General features: G+C 68.9%; 14 protein-coding genes. 8 read left to right on the top strand and 6 right to left on the bottom strand.

What is annotated here, in order from left to right:
• Nucleotides 1-35: 35 nt before the first annotated feature.
• Nucleotides 36-1,103 carry an alpha/beta hydrolase gene (locus OCQ_RS05470; protein WP_009954592.1) on the bottom strand — a complete coding sequence of 356 codons (1,068 nt, stop codon included), beginning with the start codon at nucleotides 1,101-1,103 and terminating at the stop codon, nucleotides 36-38.
• Between the two features lie 245 nt (nucleotides 1,104-1,348).
• On the opposite strand from OCQ_RS05470, the gene OCQ_RS05465 reads away from it, so the two are divergent.
• Nucleotides 1,349-2,311 (top strand): SGNH/GDSL hydrolase family protein, encoded by a 963-nt coding sequence (locus OCQ_RS05465; protein ID WP_139826565.1) that lies wholly within the window; start codon nucleotides 1,349-1,351, stop codon nucleotides 2,309-2,311.
• Between the two features lie 93 nt (nucleotides 2,312-2,404).
• The gene (locus OCQ_RS05460; protein ID WP_009954588.1) at nucleotides 2,405-3,622 is read left to right on the top strand and encodes an acetyl-CoA C-acetyltransferase; all 1,218 of its coding nucleotides are present in this window, start codon (nucleotides 2,405-2,407) and stop codon (nucleotides 3,620-3,622) included.
• Nucleotides 3,623-3,708: 86 nt separating this feature from the next.
• On the opposite strand, the gene OCQ_RS05455 is transcribed toward OCQ_RS05460, so the two are convergent.
• The gene (locus OCQ_RS05455; protein ID WP_167324038.1) at nucleotides 3,709-4,968 is read right to left on the bottom strand and encodes an IS30 family transposase; all 1,260 of its coding nucleotides are present in this window, start codon (nucleotides 4,966-4,968) and stop codon (nucleotides 3,709-3,711) included.
• A gap of 166 nt (nucleotides 4,969-5,134) precedes the next feature.
• A complete protein-coding gene (locus OCQ_RS05450) occupies nucleotides 5,135-5,986 on the bottom strand; it encodes a Bax inhibitor-1/YccA family protein (protein WP_026071427.1) in 852 nt (283 codons plus the stop codon).
• Between the two features lie 226 nt (nucleotides 5,987-6,212).
• On the opposite strand from OCQ_RS05450, the gene OCQ_RS05445 reads away from it, so the two are divergent.
• The 4 genes from OCQ_RS05445 to OCQ_RS05430 are packed head-to-tail and all read left to right on the top strand — an operon-like array spanning nucleotide 6,213 to nucleotide 10,491.
• Complete coding sequence (locus OCQ_RS05445) at nucleotides 6,213-7,250, top strand: enoyl-CoA hydratase/isomerase family protein (protein ID WP_008254290.1); 1,038 nt, start codon at nucleotides 6,213-6,215, stop codon at nucleotides 7,248-7,250.
• Between the two features lie 13 nt (nucleotides 7,251-7,263).
• Nucleotides 7,264-8,046, top strand: coding sequence for an enoyl-CoA hydratase (locus tag OCQ_RS05440; protein WP_008254287.1), 783 nt, complete (start codon nucleotides 7,264-7,266; stop codon nucleotides 8,044-8,046).
• A gap of 8 nt (nucleotides 8,047-8,054) precedes the next feature.
• Nucleotides 8,055-9,827 carry an alpha/beta hydrolase gene (locus OCQ_RS05435; protein WP_009957777.1) on the top strand — a complete coding sequence of 591 codons (1,773 nt, stop codon included), beginning with the start codon at nucleotides 8,055-8,057 and terminating at the stop codon, nucleotides 9,825-9,827.
• 4 nt (nucleotides 9,828-9,831) lie between these two features.
• Nucleotides 9,832-10,491: a TetR/AcrR family transcriptional regulator gene (locus tag OCQ_RS05430; protein ID WP_014383984.1), complete on the top strand. Its 660-nt coding sequence runs from the start codon at nucleotides 9,832-9,834 to the stop codon at nucleotides 10,489-10,491.
• Nucleotides 10,492-10,687: 196 nt separating this feature from the next.
• On the opposite strand, the gene OCQ_RS05425 is transcribed toward OCQ_RS05430, so the two are convergent.
• Both OCQ_RS05425 and OCQ_RS05420 read right to left on the bottom strand, forming a co-directional pair.
• Complete coding sequence (locus tag OCQ_RS05425) at nucleotides 10,688-11,125, bottom strand: rhodanese-like domain-containing protein (RefSeq protein WP_008254281.1); 438 nt, start codon at nucleotides 11,123-11,125, stop codon at nucleotides 10,688-10,690.
• Nucleotides 11,122-11,736 (bottom strand): cupin domain-containing protein, encoded by a 615-nt coding sequence (locus OCQ_RS05420; RefSeq protein ID WP_008254278.1) that lies wholly within the window; start codon nucleotides 11,734-11,736, stop codon nucleotides 11,122-11,124. The genes OCQ_RS05425 and OCQ_RS05420 overlap by 4 nt, the downstream gene beginning before the upstream one ends.
• Nucleotides 11,737-11,911: 175 nt before the next feature.
• On the opposite strand from OCQ_RS05420, the gene OCQ_RS05415 reads away from it, so the two are divergent.
• Together OCQ_RS05415 and OCQ_RS05410 are read left to right on the top strand one after the other, a co-directional pair.
• Nucleotides 11,912-12,307 carry a lipoprotein LpqV gene (locus OCQ_RS05415; protein ID WP_008254276.1) on the top strand — a complete coding sequence of 132 codons (396 nt, stop codon included), beginning with the start codon at nucleotides 11,912-11,914 and terminating at the stop codon, nucleotides 12,305-12,307.
• Nucleotides 12,308-12,407: 100 nt separating this feature from the next.
• Nucleotides 12,408-13,478 (top strand): patatin-like phospholipase family protein, encoded by a 1,071-nt coding sequence (locus OCQ_RS05410; protein WP_170320553.1) that lies wholly within the window; start codon nucleotides 12,408-12,410, stop codon nucleotides 13,476-13,478.
• Nucleotides 13,479-13,503: 25 nt separating this feature from the next.
• Here the strand turns inward: OCQ_RS05410 and OCQ_RS05405 are convergent, their stop codons facing one another.
• Entirely contained in the window at nucleotides 13,504-14,373 is an 870-nt protein-coding gene (locus OCQ_RS05405) for a patatin-like phospholipase family protein (RefSeq protein ID WP_008254267.1), read from the bottom strand.
• Between the last annotated feature and the right edge of the window lie 13 nt (nucleotides 14,374-14,386).

The following is a 14,386-nucleotide window of genomic DNA, read 5'->3' as shown; positions in this document are numbered from 1 at the left end:
GCGTCACATCGTCTCAGGCGGTTTCGCGCGGCGCGCTACTCGGTGGCCTCGCGGATGTAGTCGCCGATCTGGCGCAGCGAGCGCACGGCCTCCGGCACCATCGGCGCGGCCAGCTGGAAGTCGTGGATCTGGCCGGGCCACACCCGCACCTCGGCCGGGGTGCCGACTGCGGCCAGCCGGCTCGCCGCCAACCGCGCGTCGTGCAGCAACACCTCGGAGCCCGAGACGTGAATCAGCGTGCGCGGCAGGCCCGGCTTGATGTGTTCCAGCGGCTCGTAGATCTCCTCGGCTTTGCCGTCGACCTTGTTCTTTCCGGCCGCGGCGGCAACCAGCTCGGCGAGGGCGTCGAACGCCCCGGCGGAGAACATCGCGTCCGTGTCGATGTTGGGGTGGGCCTGCTTGGGTTCCTTCGCCAGCTGCAGCAGCGGCGAGATCGCCACGAGCGCCGCGGGCTCCTCGCCTTCCTCCTGCAGGCGTTGCGCGAGCGTGAGCGCCAGGTAGCCGCCCGCAGAATCGCCCGCCAGCACGATCTGGTCGGGTTGGTAGCCGCGCAGCCGCAGCCATCGGTAGGCGTCGTGACAATCCTCGATCGCCATGCCCACCGAATTCTTGGGCAGCAGACGGTAATTGACCACCAAGATGGGCGCGTCGGCGAACTTGGAGAGGGCTTCGACGAGCCGGCCGTGCGAGTTTGCCCCGCAGGTCAAAAACGCGCCGCCGTGGAGGTAGACGACCACGCGGCGGCTGCCGTCGGCGGGAAGCACGCCGGGCGCGCGCACCAGCTGCGCCGAGGCGTGCGGCAACTTCACCGTCTCGCGGACGGTGGCCGACGCCGGGATCAGCACCCGGGCGGTGAGGTCGATGAGGCCCCACGGCCACGGCAGGTTGGGGACGTGGCTGCCGACGGTCAGAATCGGCCGGATCGTCAGCCGTGACGTCAGGTTGGCCAATCGCGCAGCAACGCTGGGGCCGGATTCGAGGACCTCGACGGGCGCGCCGTCGCTGATCGCGAACTTGCGCGTCTGGGCCCGACGGGCTTTGAGGACATCATGGGCACGAACGGTGGCCTCAGGCGACCCCGATACCTTGCTAGGTGCGGTCATGCTCAACACTTCCTACGCCGTTGTAGTGCGATACAGCATGTGACGAGGCTGTTGAGCGTCTGGTTCGACCGTTTGCCAAAGCGCTCAGCCATCCCCTTGTTCTCAGCTTGACAGCCATCGCTTAGTGCAACGTATGAAATCTCTGAGTTGATACCAGTTTTGCTTCGCACCGTGATCAGTTCGTTTTTTCGCACCGGCCGCGCAAACTCCGCAGCGGCCCTAAACTTGAGTGCGTGACCATTCGGGTGCCACGCCGGTCGGCGATCGCCCTGGCCACAGCGGGCGCGCTGGCCTCGACAGGAACCGCCTACCTGGGGGCACGCAGTCTGTTGGTCGGCCAGGCGTCCCACGCGCGCACCGTCATCCCCAAGGCATGGGACATCCCGCCCCGCGCCGACGGCGTGTACACGCGCGGCGGTGGGCCCGTGGAGCGGTGGCGCCGCGGGATGGCGGCCGACCTGCACCTGATGATCTTCGGCGATTCGACCGCCGCCGGATACGGATGCATGAGTGCCGACGAGGTGCCGGGGGTGCGGATCGCGCGCGGCCTGGCCGAGCAGACCGGCAAGCGAATCCGGCTGAGCACCAAGGCCATTGTGGGCGCCACCTCGAAGGGCTTGTGCGGCCAAGTCGACGCCATGTTCGTGGCGGGCCCCCCGCCGGACGTGGCGGTGGTCATGGTCGGCGCGAACGACGTCACCGCGCTCAACGGGGTGAGCCAGTCGGCGCAACGGCTGGGGTTGGTCGTCCGCAGGCTGCGCGCCCGGGGCGCCGTGGTGATCGTCGGCACCTGCCCGGATCTGGGCTTCATCAGCGCGATTCCGCAGCCGCTGCGGTCGCTCGCGCACGAGCGTTGCCTGCAACTCGCCCGCGCCCAGACCGCGGCGGTCCGCTCGGCCGGCGGCGTGCCGGTGCCGCTGGCGCAGCTGATGGCGCCGCAGTTCCGGGCCACGCCCGACGCGATGTTCTCCGCCGACGGCTACCACCCGTCGGCGCCCGCCTATGCGCTGGCCGCCGACGCGCTGCTGCTGGCCCTGTGCGACGCGCTGGGCGAGAAGGTGGACCGCCCGCCGCTGAGTCCGCCGGTGCCGCCGGCGGAGCCGGTCCTGGGGCAGCGCCACACGCGGGCGAGCGTGATGTCGCGGCTGTGGCGGCGCCCGGCACCCGGACCTGCCCCGTCTTCGTGCCCCGAGGTTGGCAGCGACTAGATTTGTCTTCGCCCGTCGGCGTGGGCCCACCGCCCGATGATGAAGCGAGCCAGCCCCATCTGTGGGATCTGCAGGGATCTGAAGGGAACCACCATGCCTGAAGCCGTCATTGTCTCAACTGCTCGCTCGCCGATCGGCCGCGCGATGAAGGGGTCGCTGGTCAACATGCGCCCCGACGACCTGACCGTCCAGATCGTGAAGGCCGCGCTGGACAAGGTGCCCGCCCTGAACCCGCACCAGATCGACGACCTGATCCTGGGCTGCGGGCAGCCCGCCGGCGAATCCGGATACAACCTGGCGCGAGTCATCGCCGTCGAACTCGGGTTCGACTTCCTGCCGGGCACCACCGTCAACCGGTACTGCTCGTCGTCGCTGCAGACCTCCCGGATGGCGTTCCACGCGATCAAGGCCGGTGAGGGCGACGCGTTCATCTCGGCGGGTGTGGAAACCGTGTCGCGGTTCGCCAAGGGCAGCGCCGACTCGTGGCCGGACACCAAGAACTCGCTGTTCGGTGAGGCTCAGGAGCGCTCGGCCGCCGCGGCCGAAGGTGCCGACGAGTGGCACGATCCCCGCGCCGACGGCAACCTGCCCGACGTGTACATCGCGATGGGGCAGACCGCCGAGAACGTCGCCTTGCTGACCGGCATCAGCCGCGAAGACCAGGACCACTGGGGAGTGCGCAGCCAGAACCGCGCCGAGGAGGCGATCAAGAGCGGGTTCTTCGAGCGGGAGATCACCCCGGTGACCCTGCCCGACGGCACCACGGTGAGCACCGACGACGGCCCCCGCCCCGGCACCACCTACGAGAAGATCAGCCAGCTCAAGCCGGTGTTCCGGCCCAACGGCACGGTGACCGCGGGCAACGCGTGCCCGCTGAACGACGGCGCGGCCGCGGTGGTGATCACCAGCGACACCAAGGCCAAGGAGCTCGGCCTGACGCCGCTGGCGCGGATCGTGTCCACCGGGGTCAGCGGCCTCTCCCCGGAGATCATGGGCCTGGGCCCGATCGAGGCGACCAAGAAGGCGCTGGCGCGGGCCAAGCTGTCGGTCAGCGACATCGACCTGTTCGAGATCAACGAGGCGTTCGCCGTCCAGGTGCTGGGCTCGGCCCGCGAGCTGGGCATCGACGAGGACAAGCTGAACGTGTCCGGCGGGGCGATCGCGCTGGGCCACCCGTTCGGCATGACCGGTGCCCGCATCGCCACCACGCTGCTCAACAACCTGCAGACGCACGACAAGACGTTCGGCCTGGAGACCATGTGCGTCGGCGGCGGGCAGGGTATGGCGATGGTGATCGAGCGGCTCAGCTGAGTCGCTCGTCGTTGGGTGCGTCCCGGCTTTGCGTGTGAAACCCGGGCTTTGAGTGTGAAGCCTGGGCGGCGACACGCCGGGTGGTTTCAAGGTTTGGTTGCAACAGTGGTTTGTGGCGGGTTTGACAGTAGCCGGTTGAGGACTTGGGCGGGGCTGTCCCAGCCGAAGCGTTTGCGTGGGCGTTCGTTGAGTTCAGCGGCGACTTCGGCGAGGTAGTCGGCCGAGTGCACGGATAAGTCGGTGCCTTTCGGAAAGTATTGGCGCAATAGGCCATTGGTGTTTTCGTTGCTGCCGCGCTGCCAGGGTGAGTGTGGATCGCAAAAGTAGATGTCGATACCGGCATCGATACTGATGCGGGCATGGCGCAACATTTCGTGGCCTTGGTCCCAGGTCAGCGAGCGCCGCAATGCCTGGGGCAGGGTTTTGATGGTGGCGATCATCGCATCAGCCACCGTCTCAGGGTCGCGACGGGCGGGCAGGTGCAGCAGTTGCACGAACCCGGTGGAACGTTCGACCAGGGTGCCGATCTGAGAGTGCTGATTTTTGCCCAGGATTAAGTCACCCTCCCAGTGCCCGGGCACCGCGCGGTCAGCGGCCTCAGCGGGCCGCTCACTGATGTTGACCATGCCCGGAATTCGGCCGCAGCCGCTACGGGCGCCGACTCTGGCCCGTGGCTTGCGCAATGCCCGCCCGGTCCGCAAACACTTAGTCAGCTCGCGGCGTAGCTCCCCGCGTCCTTGCACGTAGAGCGCCTTGTAGATGGTTTCGTGGGACACCTGCATCTCCGGGCGGTCGGAATACGTCGTGGCCAACATCCCGGCAATCTGCTCCGGGCTGTACTTCTTGACCAACCACGCTTGCACCTGATCACGCAACGCAGGGCAGCGACCCAGCTTGCCGATCTTGGGCCGGCGCGCTCGCTGCTCGCTGCGAAGCTGAGCAATCCGCGCCGAATAGCCCGATTTCGCATCCACGCCCGCTCGGCGGGCTCCGAAGCGGTAACGAGAACGATAACGGCCCACATACCCCCGCATCACGCCGTTGTTGGCGATCTCGCGCATGACTGTCGACGGGGCCCGGCCCAACCGGGCTGCCATCGAGCGAATCGATTCGCCCTGAGCGGTGCCGATCATGATCTGTTCACGCTCATCAGCCGACAACCGCGGCCGTTTCTGCCCCTGAGGGGCTAACCATCGCGGATTCACACCACCAAACCTGCGAAACCACTTGCCGCCGCACGTTGCCGACACGCCGACCGCAACCCCGGCATCCTCCGAGGACACCCCGGACGCGATCAACTCCCAATACCGGCGCTGCACCGACAACAACTGAGGCTGACCCGTCATCAACACCCCTAACTACGAAGTGTTGCAATCACCCCTTGAGCCCAAGCCGAGCCAGCGCACCGCTGGTTCACTCTCGACGCCGGCGCTTCACACTCAACGGCAGTGCACGAGGACCGCAGACAAAAACCGGCACGCCCATCGGCGTGCCGGTTTTTGTGTGGCAGAGCTAATCGTTTTGTAGATAGCTGAGCAGGCGCAGGATCTCGATGTACAGCCAGACCAGCGTCACGGTCAGGCCCAGCGCGATGCCCCACGCCGCCTTCTCCGGCGCACCGGCGCGGACCATCTGGTCGGCCGCGTCGAAGTCGATCAGGAAGCTGAACGCCGCGATGCCGATGCACACCAGCGAGAAGATGATCGCGAGCGGGCCGCCGCTGCGCAGGCCCAGGCCCGCGCCGCCGCCGACACCGAACATGGCCAGCACGAAGTTGCCGAGCATCAGGGCCAGCACGCCGAACAGCGCGGCGACCACCATGCGGGTGAACTTGGGCGTGACCCGGATGGCGCCGGTCTTGTAGACGACCAGCATGCCGAAGAACACCCCGAAGGTGCCCATCACGGCCTCCCCGATCAACACGCCGGCGTTGGCGTTCGACACCGAGAAGTGGGCGAAGACGAACGAAAGCGCTCCCAGGAACAAACCCTCGAGTACGGCGTAGCTGAGCACGATCGCCGGGCTGTCCTGCTTGCGACCGAAGGTCGCGACCAGCACCAGGCCCAGGCCGCCGAGCGCGCCGATCAGGGTCAGCGGCATCGCCAGCGCGAGGTTCGAGACCACCAAGAAGTAGGAGACGACGGCGGAGGCCGCCAGCACGGCCAGCGTGATGCCGGTCTTGGTGACGACGTCGTCGATGGTCAGGGGGCGCGAAGGCCGGGCCTCCTGGTACGGGGCCTGGTAGGGAGCCGCATAGGGGTCGGCCTGGTAGCCCTGCATCGGGGCCGCGCCAGTGCCGAATTGCGCGTATCCGCCCCTCTGCTTAGGCAGCGAACGAAATACCGGGTTGCTTGTCTCCCGCACCGTCGGATCCTCTCTTATTGGCTTCGAGCTGTGCGAACACCATCTCAACGATCAGCGGTCCACCCAGGTTCCCAGCCGAGCTGGGCATTTTGCGGAGTTCTCGAGCCTTGGAAGGCTTAAGCCGTTGTCGTCGCGTTAAACATAACCCTTACCCGCGCATACCGCGCCGGTCGTGACGATCTAGATTTCTTCCTCGAGGCTGGACCGGCGCGAGGGAGGCTAAGGCGTGACCGACGGATCCGATGAGGTTCTCACCGAGGTTGACGGAAGCGTCGGCTTGATCACGCTCAACCGGCCCAAGGCGATCAACTCGCTGAACCAACGGATGGTGGACGATCTGACCGCCATCCTCACCCGCTGGGCCGGCGACGTGGCGGTGCGCGCGGTGGTGCTCTCCGGCGCCGGTGAACGCGGACTGTGCGCGGGCGGCGACGTGGTCTCGATCTACCACAGCGCGCGCAAGGACGGGGCGGAGGCGCGACGCTTCTGGCGCGACGAATATCTGCTCAACGCCCAGATCGCCGACTTCGCCAAGCCATACGTCGCGGTGATGGACGGCATCGTGATGGGTGGCGGTGTGGGCGTCAGCGCGCACGCGAACACCCGGGTGGTGACCGACACCTCCAAGATCGCCATGCCCGAGGTCGGAATCGGCTTCATCCCCGACGTCGGCGGGGTTTACCTGCTGTCGCGCGCGCCCGGCGGCCTGGGCCTGCACGCCGCGCTGACCGGGGCGCCGTTCTCGGGAGCCGACGCCATCGCCATGGGCTTCGCCGACCACTACGTGCCGCACGCCGACATCGAGGCGTTCCGTCGGGCGATCGTCGGGGACGGCGTCGAGAACGCGCTCGCCAAATACACCGTCGAACCGCCACCGAGTGAACTTGCCGCACAACGCGATTGGATCGACGACTGCTTCGCGCGCGACACGGTCGAGGACATCGTCGCGGCCCTCGCGGGCCACGGCGCGGGCCCGGCGAACGACGCCGCCAACCTGATCGCCACCCGCTCCCCCATCGCGTTATCGGTGACGCTGGAGGCGGTACGCCGCGCGGCCGAACTGGAAACGCTCAAAGACGTTCTCGTTCAGGACTATCGGGTGTCCTCGGCGTCGCTGCGCTCACACGACCTGGTCGAGGGAATTCGCGCGCAGCTGATCGACAAGGATCGCGATCCCAAGTGGTCGCCGGCGCAGCTGGCCGCCGTCACGGCGGCCGATGTCGAGGCGTATTTCACCCCGGTCGACGACGACCTGAGTTTCTAGAAAGGCGGCCCAGATGACAGACACGCAGTACGAGACCATCCTCGTCGAGCGCGAGGAGCGCGTCGGCATCATCACGCTGAACCGGCCGAAGGCCCTCAACGCGCTGAACACCCAGGTGATGAACGAGGTCACCAGTGCGGCAGCGGATTTCGACGACGACCCCGGCATCGGCGCGATCATCATCACCGGCTCGGCCAAAGCGTTCGCCGCCGGCGCCGACATCAAGGAGATGGCCGAGCTGACGTTCGCCGACGCCTTCGGCGCCGACTTCTTCGCCCCCTGGGGCAGACTCGCCGAGGTCCGCACCCCGACGATCGCCGCGGTGGCCGGGCACGCGCTCGGTGGCGGCTGCGAGCTGGCCATGATGTGCGACGTGCTGATCGCCGCCGACACAGCGAAATTCGGCCAGCCCGAGATCAAACTCGGTGTGCTGCCCGGCATGGGCGGCTCGCAGCGCCTGACCCGCGCCATCGGCAAGGCCAAGGCAATGGACCTCATCCTGACCGGGCGCACCATCGACGCCGCGGAGGCCGAACGGAGCGGGCTGGTTTCGCGCGTGGTGCCCGCCGACGACCTACTGACCGAGGCGAAGAAAGTCGCGACCACCATTTCGCAGATGTCGCGGTCGGCGTCGCGGATGGCCAAAGAGGCCGTCAACCGCGCGTTCGAATCCACGCTGGCCGAGGGGCTGCTCTACGAACGCCGACTGTTTCACTCCACTTTCGCGACCGAGGACCAATCCGAGGGGATGGCGGCCTTCGTCGAGAAGCGCGCGCCGAACTTCACCCACCGCTAGGACGCACCATGAGCGAACCCGGCTCCGCGACCAACGTCGACACCGGCGACAAGCCGGCGGACGACGTCGAGGAATCCGCGGTCGCCGTTTCACAGGCCCCGCCCGCCCCGCGGGCCGGGCGCGCCGCCCCCACCCTGCCGTGGACCGAAAAGCCTTGGTGGGTGCGGCATTACACATTCACCGGTACCACGGTCGGCCTGGTCTTCATCTGGCTTTCGCTGACGCCCTCGCTGCTGCCGCGCGGCCCGTTGTTCCAGGGACTCGTCAGCGGGCTCTCCGGCGCCATCGGCTATGGGCTGGGCGTCTTTTCGGTCTGGTTGGTGCGGTTCATGCGGGAAAAGGATCACAGCCCGCCGCCGCCACGCTGGGCCTGGAAGGTGCTGATCCCGATCGGTGTGGTCGGCCAGGTACTGATGGCGATCTGGTTCCACGTGTGGCAGGACGACGTGCGCGACCTGATGGGCGTGCCACATTTGGAGTGGTACGACTACCCGCTGTCGGGAGTCCTCTCGCTGGTGGTGCTGTTCACGGTGGTCGAAATCGGCCAGTTCACCCGCTGGTTGGTCCGCTTCCTGGTCGGTCAGGTCGACCGGTTCGTGCCGTTTCGGCTCTCGGCGACCATCGTGGTCGTCACGCTGGCGGTCCTGACCGTCACCGTGCTCAACGGCGTCGTGCTCAAGTTCGCCATGCGCACCATGAACGACACCTTCGCCTCGGCCAACAACGAGATGAACCCCGACAGCGCGCCGCCGAAGACCGCGCTGCGCTCCGGCGGACCGGAGTCGCTGGTGTCGTGGGAATCCCTTGGCCACCAAGGGCGCGTCTTCGTCGAGGGCGGTCCCAAGGTCGGCGATCTGACCGCGTTCAACGGCGCCCCGGCGACCGAACCGATCCGGGCGTATGCGGGCCTGAACTCCGCCGACGGCATCACCGCGACCGCCGAACTCGCCGCGCGCGAGCTGCAGCGCACGGGCGGGCTGCGGCGCGCGGTCGTCGCGGTCGCGACCACCACCGGCACCGGCTGGATCAACGAGGCGGAGGCCACCGCGCTCGAGTACATGTACAACGGCAACACCGCGATCGTCAGCATGCAGTATTCGTTCCTGCCGAGCTGGCTGTCGTTTTTGGTGGACAAGGAGAACGCCCGGCACGCCGGCCAGGCGCTGTTCGAGGCCGTCGACCGGCTGATCCGCCAGATGCCGGAAGCCCAACGCCCCAAGCTGGTCGTGTTCGGTGAGAGCCTCGGCTCGTTCGGCGGCGAGGCGTCGTTCATGAGCCTGAACAACGTGCTCGCCCGCACCGACGGCGCCCTGTTCAGCGGGCCGACGTTCCAGAACACCATCTGGACCGACCTCACCACGACACGCGACCCCGGGTCCCCCGAATGGCTGCCGATCTACGACGACGGCCGCTACGTCCGCTTCGTGGCCCGCGCGGGCAACCTGGCGCGCCCGAAGGATCCGTGGGATCACCCGCGGGTGGTCTATCTGCAGCACGCCTCGGACCCGATCGCCTGGTGGACCCCGGACCTGGTGTTCAGCAAGCCCGACTGGTTGCGGGAGCGGCGCGGCTATGACGTGTTGCCGCAGACGCGCTGGATCCCGGTCGTCACCTTCCTTCAGGTGTCGGCGGACATGGCCGTCGCGGTGGACGTCCCCGACGGGCACGGTCACCGTTACGTCGCCGACGTCGCCGACGGCTGGGCGGCGGTGATGTCGCCGCCCGGGTGGACACCGGAGAAGACGGCCCGGCTGCGGCCGCTCCTGCACGCCGAAGGCTAGCCGGGTGGGCCGGGAACCGGTGTCCCCGTCTGGGATTCAGAAGCGGCGCGGTAGACGCCAGGGCGAGCCGGTATCGCGCGACGCGGTCCTTCGCGCGGCGAAGCGGCAGTTCGCCGCCCATGGCTACGACAAGACGACGCTGCGCGCGATCGCCGACGATGCGCGAGTTGATCCTTCGATGGTTCTCTATCTCTTCGGCTCGAAGGCGGCATTGTTTCGCGAATCGCTGAAGCTGGTGCTGCCCGCTGACCTGCTGACGACCGAGATCGCACGCAACGACGACGATCTGGGCTGCCGCGTAGTGCGGGCCTACCTGGGTATCTGGGAGCAGCCCGACACGGCCTCGAGCATGGCGTCGATGGTGCGGTCGGCGACGTCGAACGGCGACGCCAACGACGCGTTTCGCGGATTCCTGCACGACTACCTGCTCACCGCGGTGTCCAGCGCTTTGGGCGGTGGAGATGAGGCGCGGCTGCGCGCAACGCTGGCCGCGACCAACCTCGTCGGCACCGGAATGCTGCGCTACGTCATGCGGGTGCCTCCGCTGTCGTCGCTCGGGGTCGACGAGGTGGTCGGGTTGGTGGGGCCGGCGGTGCATCGGTTCTTGACCGCACCCGCCGACGAGCTGGGGCTGGACCCGACGTCGCAATCAGCCGACGGTTAGCGATTAATTCAATCGTTATTGAAATTTGCTCGTAGGCCCGCTACAGTTCTGCGCCGGGGGGCCGACGAACGGAGTCCTCATGTCACGTCTAGCCGCGAAACTCGTCGTTGCGGCGGTCCTCGCACTCACCGCCGTCACCGCGGCCGCGTGCGTTCCCAGTGCCGAATCACCCGTCGGGGTTGCAGTTAACTAGCGGCTAGATCCAGCGGCGGGCGCCGGCGGCCGTGTCGGCCAACGGGGCGTCGGACGCACCGCCGGCCAGCTGGGTGAGCACGCCCGCGCCGGCCAACGCGTGATACCCGCCGATGACGTCGGTGGCGCGGTGCAGGCCGATGTCCAGCAGCGCGGCCGCAGCCAGGCTGGACGTGTAGCCCTCCGAGCACAGGATCACCCATTCGACGTCGTCACCGACGGCTTCGGGCAGTTTGGCGTCGCTGGTGGGGTCGCAGCGCCACTCCAGGACGTTGCGTTCGATCACCAGCGCCCCGGGCACCTCCCCCTCGCGGAACCGCTGGGCCTGGGGCCGGATGTCGACGAGCACCGCGCCGCGCCGCAGCGCGTCGGGCACTTCGGTGGCGGGCAGGCGGCGATACCGGCGCCGGGCGGACCTCAAGACGACGTCGATGCGGCTCACGGCGATCCTTCCGGCTGGTCGGTCAGTTCGGTGCGTTGCCGGCGCAACGTGTTGCGGTCGGTGATGTCGTAGTACGACATGGCGGTCAGGGGCGGCGAGTACGCGTGCACGCTCAGGGTCGGCTGCGCCGGCCCGGCGCTCGCACCCGGCAACCCCGTGACCGGCACGGTGACCGGCCGCGGCGCCCAGACAACGTCGTGCACCCAGCCCAGCGGGAACCCGGCCTGGTCGCCGGCGTCGAGCCGACGGCGCCGCAAAGCCCTTCCGTCCCAACGGTATTCATTGAGCGAGCCGGAAACGACGGTCAACGCACCCAGCGAGCCGCCGTGGTCGTGCAGCTCGGTCGGATGGCCGGGCACCCAGCTGATCAGCCAGACGTCGAGTTCCTCGTCGCCGTGGATGCGGGTGAACCAGCGCTGCGACTCCGGGATGCCGCCCTCGGGCAGCAGGTGGTCGCAGCGCCCGCTGAGCACGTCGTCGGCGGCCTGGTCGGTCGCGTGCAACAGGTCGGGCACCCGCAGCGGGGTCGGGCCCGCGGACGGGGACGAGAGGGTTCGTGGGCGCGTGACCGCGGCGGTGACGGGCGCTGCCCCGGCAAGGGACAAAGTCATGGGGGGAACTCCAGAGCGAAAGAGGATCGAACGGGCGGCGGCGTGTTACGGCCGACAACACTCGCAAAATCCGAAGCGCTCCATCACGGCAGCCAGTGTTGCATAGATTGAGACCGTGCGCTGGCGCGGTGGTCGACCCCGGCGGCGGGGCGCGGCGGTTGCCGCGGCCCCTGTAGTGGGCGTCCTGCTGGCGGTCGCGGGCTGCTCGCAGGGCGGCCAGCACGGCCCACCGGCCCCCTCGTCGGCGCCGCAATCGGACAGCGCCGGCGGCCCGGGCTCGGTGCCGGCGGGCGCCATCGGCGTGTCCCCCGGCGGCGTGACCACCAGGGTCGACGTCCCCGCACACTCGACCGAGGAGGAGTACTACCAGGCCTGTCACGCCGCAAAAGTGTGGATGGATGGCCAGCCCAGGACCGGCGCGTCGCTGTTCGAGCCCTATCTGGCCATGCTGCAGGCGTCGCCGTCGGGCACCGCGGGCAGCTGGAACGCCCCCTGGTCGAAGCTGACCCCGGCCCGGCAGGCCGCCGTGATCGTCGCCGCGCGGGCGGCGGCCAACGACGAGTGCGGGTAGCGCCGCGCGCGGGCGCCCTCCCCCGCGGAGTAATTACGATCACGGCTGAAAAAAGTCCGCGCGCGGCCCGCTGAGGACCCCCGCCGCGCAAAATGGTGGGGTGCCTGACGAACTTTCGCGTCGCTCGGCACCGACTCGGGTGGCACTGGCGCTCGGCAGCGGTGGCGCCCGCGGCTACGCGCACATCGGGGTGATCGAGGCGCTGCGCGAACGCGGTTATGACGTCGTCGGCGTCTCCGGCTCGTCGATGGGCGCGCTGGTCGGCGGCCTGCACGCGGCCGGGCGGCTCGACGAGTTCTCCGAGTGGGCGAAGTCCCTGACCCAGCGCACCATCCTGCGGCTGCTGGACCCGTCGATCAGCGCGGCCGGCGTGATGCGAGCCGGAAAGATCCTGGACGCGGTGCGCGACATCCTGGGCCCGGTCGCCATCGAAGACCTGCGGATCCCGTACACCGCGGTGGCGACCGACCTGCTGGCGGGAAAGTCGGTGTGGTTTCAGCGCGGCCCCCTCGACGAGGCGATCCGGGCGTCGATCGCCATCCCGGGGGTGATCGCGCCGCACGCGGTCGACGGGAGGCTGTTGGCCGACGGCGGCATCCTGGACCCGCTGCCGATGGCCCCGCTGTCGGCCGTCAACGCCGACCTGACCATCGCGGTGAACCTGTCCGGCAGCGAGGCGATCACCACCCGGGAAGCGGAGCCGGGGGCCACCGCCGAATGGTTGACCCGCATGCTGCGCAGCACCTCCGCGCTGCTCGACACGGCCGCCGCCCGCTCGTTGCTCGACCGGCCGACCGCCCGGGCGGTACTGAGCAGGCTGGGCGGGCCGGGCGGCGAGCCGGATGACTGGTCGGACAACCCCGACGAAGAGCCGTCACCGGCCGACGCTGTCGCCGGCGAGCTGGCCGCCGCGGTGTCCGACGTGCCGAAGTTGGGCAGCTTCGAGGTGATGAACCGGACGATCGACATCGCGCAGGCCGCCCTGGCGCGTCACACGCTGGCGGTCTACCCGCCCGACCTGCTCATCGAGGTTCCGCGGTCGACGTGTCGGGCCCTGGAATTTCACCGGGCGGTGGAGGTGATCGCCACCGGCCGAGCGCTCGCGGATGACGCCCTGGACACGCTGGAAGCCGGGCGCGACGACGCCGCCCCGCCCGCGATCGATCGCTAAAGGTTGTGTGCGGCAACCAAATCCGTCACAAGCCCAGGAACCGGGCGAGGGCCGCGGCTTCGCGGCGACCCTGCTCGCGCCCGGCCAGGGCCGAGGGGATGCGGCAGCCCGGATCCAAGGCGTTGGGCCCGAAGGCGGCCAGCGAATCGGCGTCGGCGAACACCGCGAACGCCGCGCCGGGAAACGATGAGACCTCGGCGGCGGGCCCGGCGCCGAACGGCGACGGCACGTCGATGCCCGAGGGCACCAGCACCACCGCGACGTCACAGTCGGCGGCCACCACGAGGTTGACCGAGCTGGCCACCCCGCCGTCCATGTAGTGGCGGTCCGCGATCGCCACCGGCGGCCACGCCCCGGGCACCGCGCAGCTGGCCGCCACGGCATCGACGAGGTCGACGCCCGATTCGCGGTCGAAGACGGTCAGTTCTCCGGTGGCGACGTCGATGGCGGTGAGCCGCACCGCGCGCTCGGGCCACTCGTGCGACGGCAGGCGCTGCGCGATCACCTGGCGGCGCACCGGCGCGGGAACGGTTTCGGTCGCCAGGGCCACGGCCCCGATCCGCTGCATTTGTTGGCGGGTCTTGTCCAGCGGCTCCTCGTACGGCGCGGCCAGGGCGGTCAGGAACAGTTCGGTGATGGTGTCGACGTCGACGCCGGAGTCGATTTCGGCCGACGACTCGGAGACTTGCCGGTCGAACAGCTCGTCCAGCGTGTGGCCGCTGCCGAGCTGCGCGGCGACGGCCGAGCCCGCCGACGTCCCCACCAGCACGTCCGATTCGATCAACAGCCGGGCCGCGGCCGGCGACTCGTCGGCGATGCCCCGCAGAACACCTGTCTCCCAGGCGATTCCCGCGATCCCGCCACCCGCCAGCACCAGGGCGCGTTTGTTCGTCACGCTCACCAACTCT

The organism is Mycobacterium paraintracellulare (genome assembly GCF_000276825.1).
In the GTDB taxonomy this organism is placed as follows: domain Bacteria; phylum Actinomycetota; class Actinomycetes; order Mycobacteriales; family Mycobacteriaceae; genus Mycobacterium; species Mycobacterium intracellulare.
The sequence above is the reverse complement of the archived record's forward strand: the minus strand, read 5'-3'. Positions and strand labels throughout refer to the sequence as shown.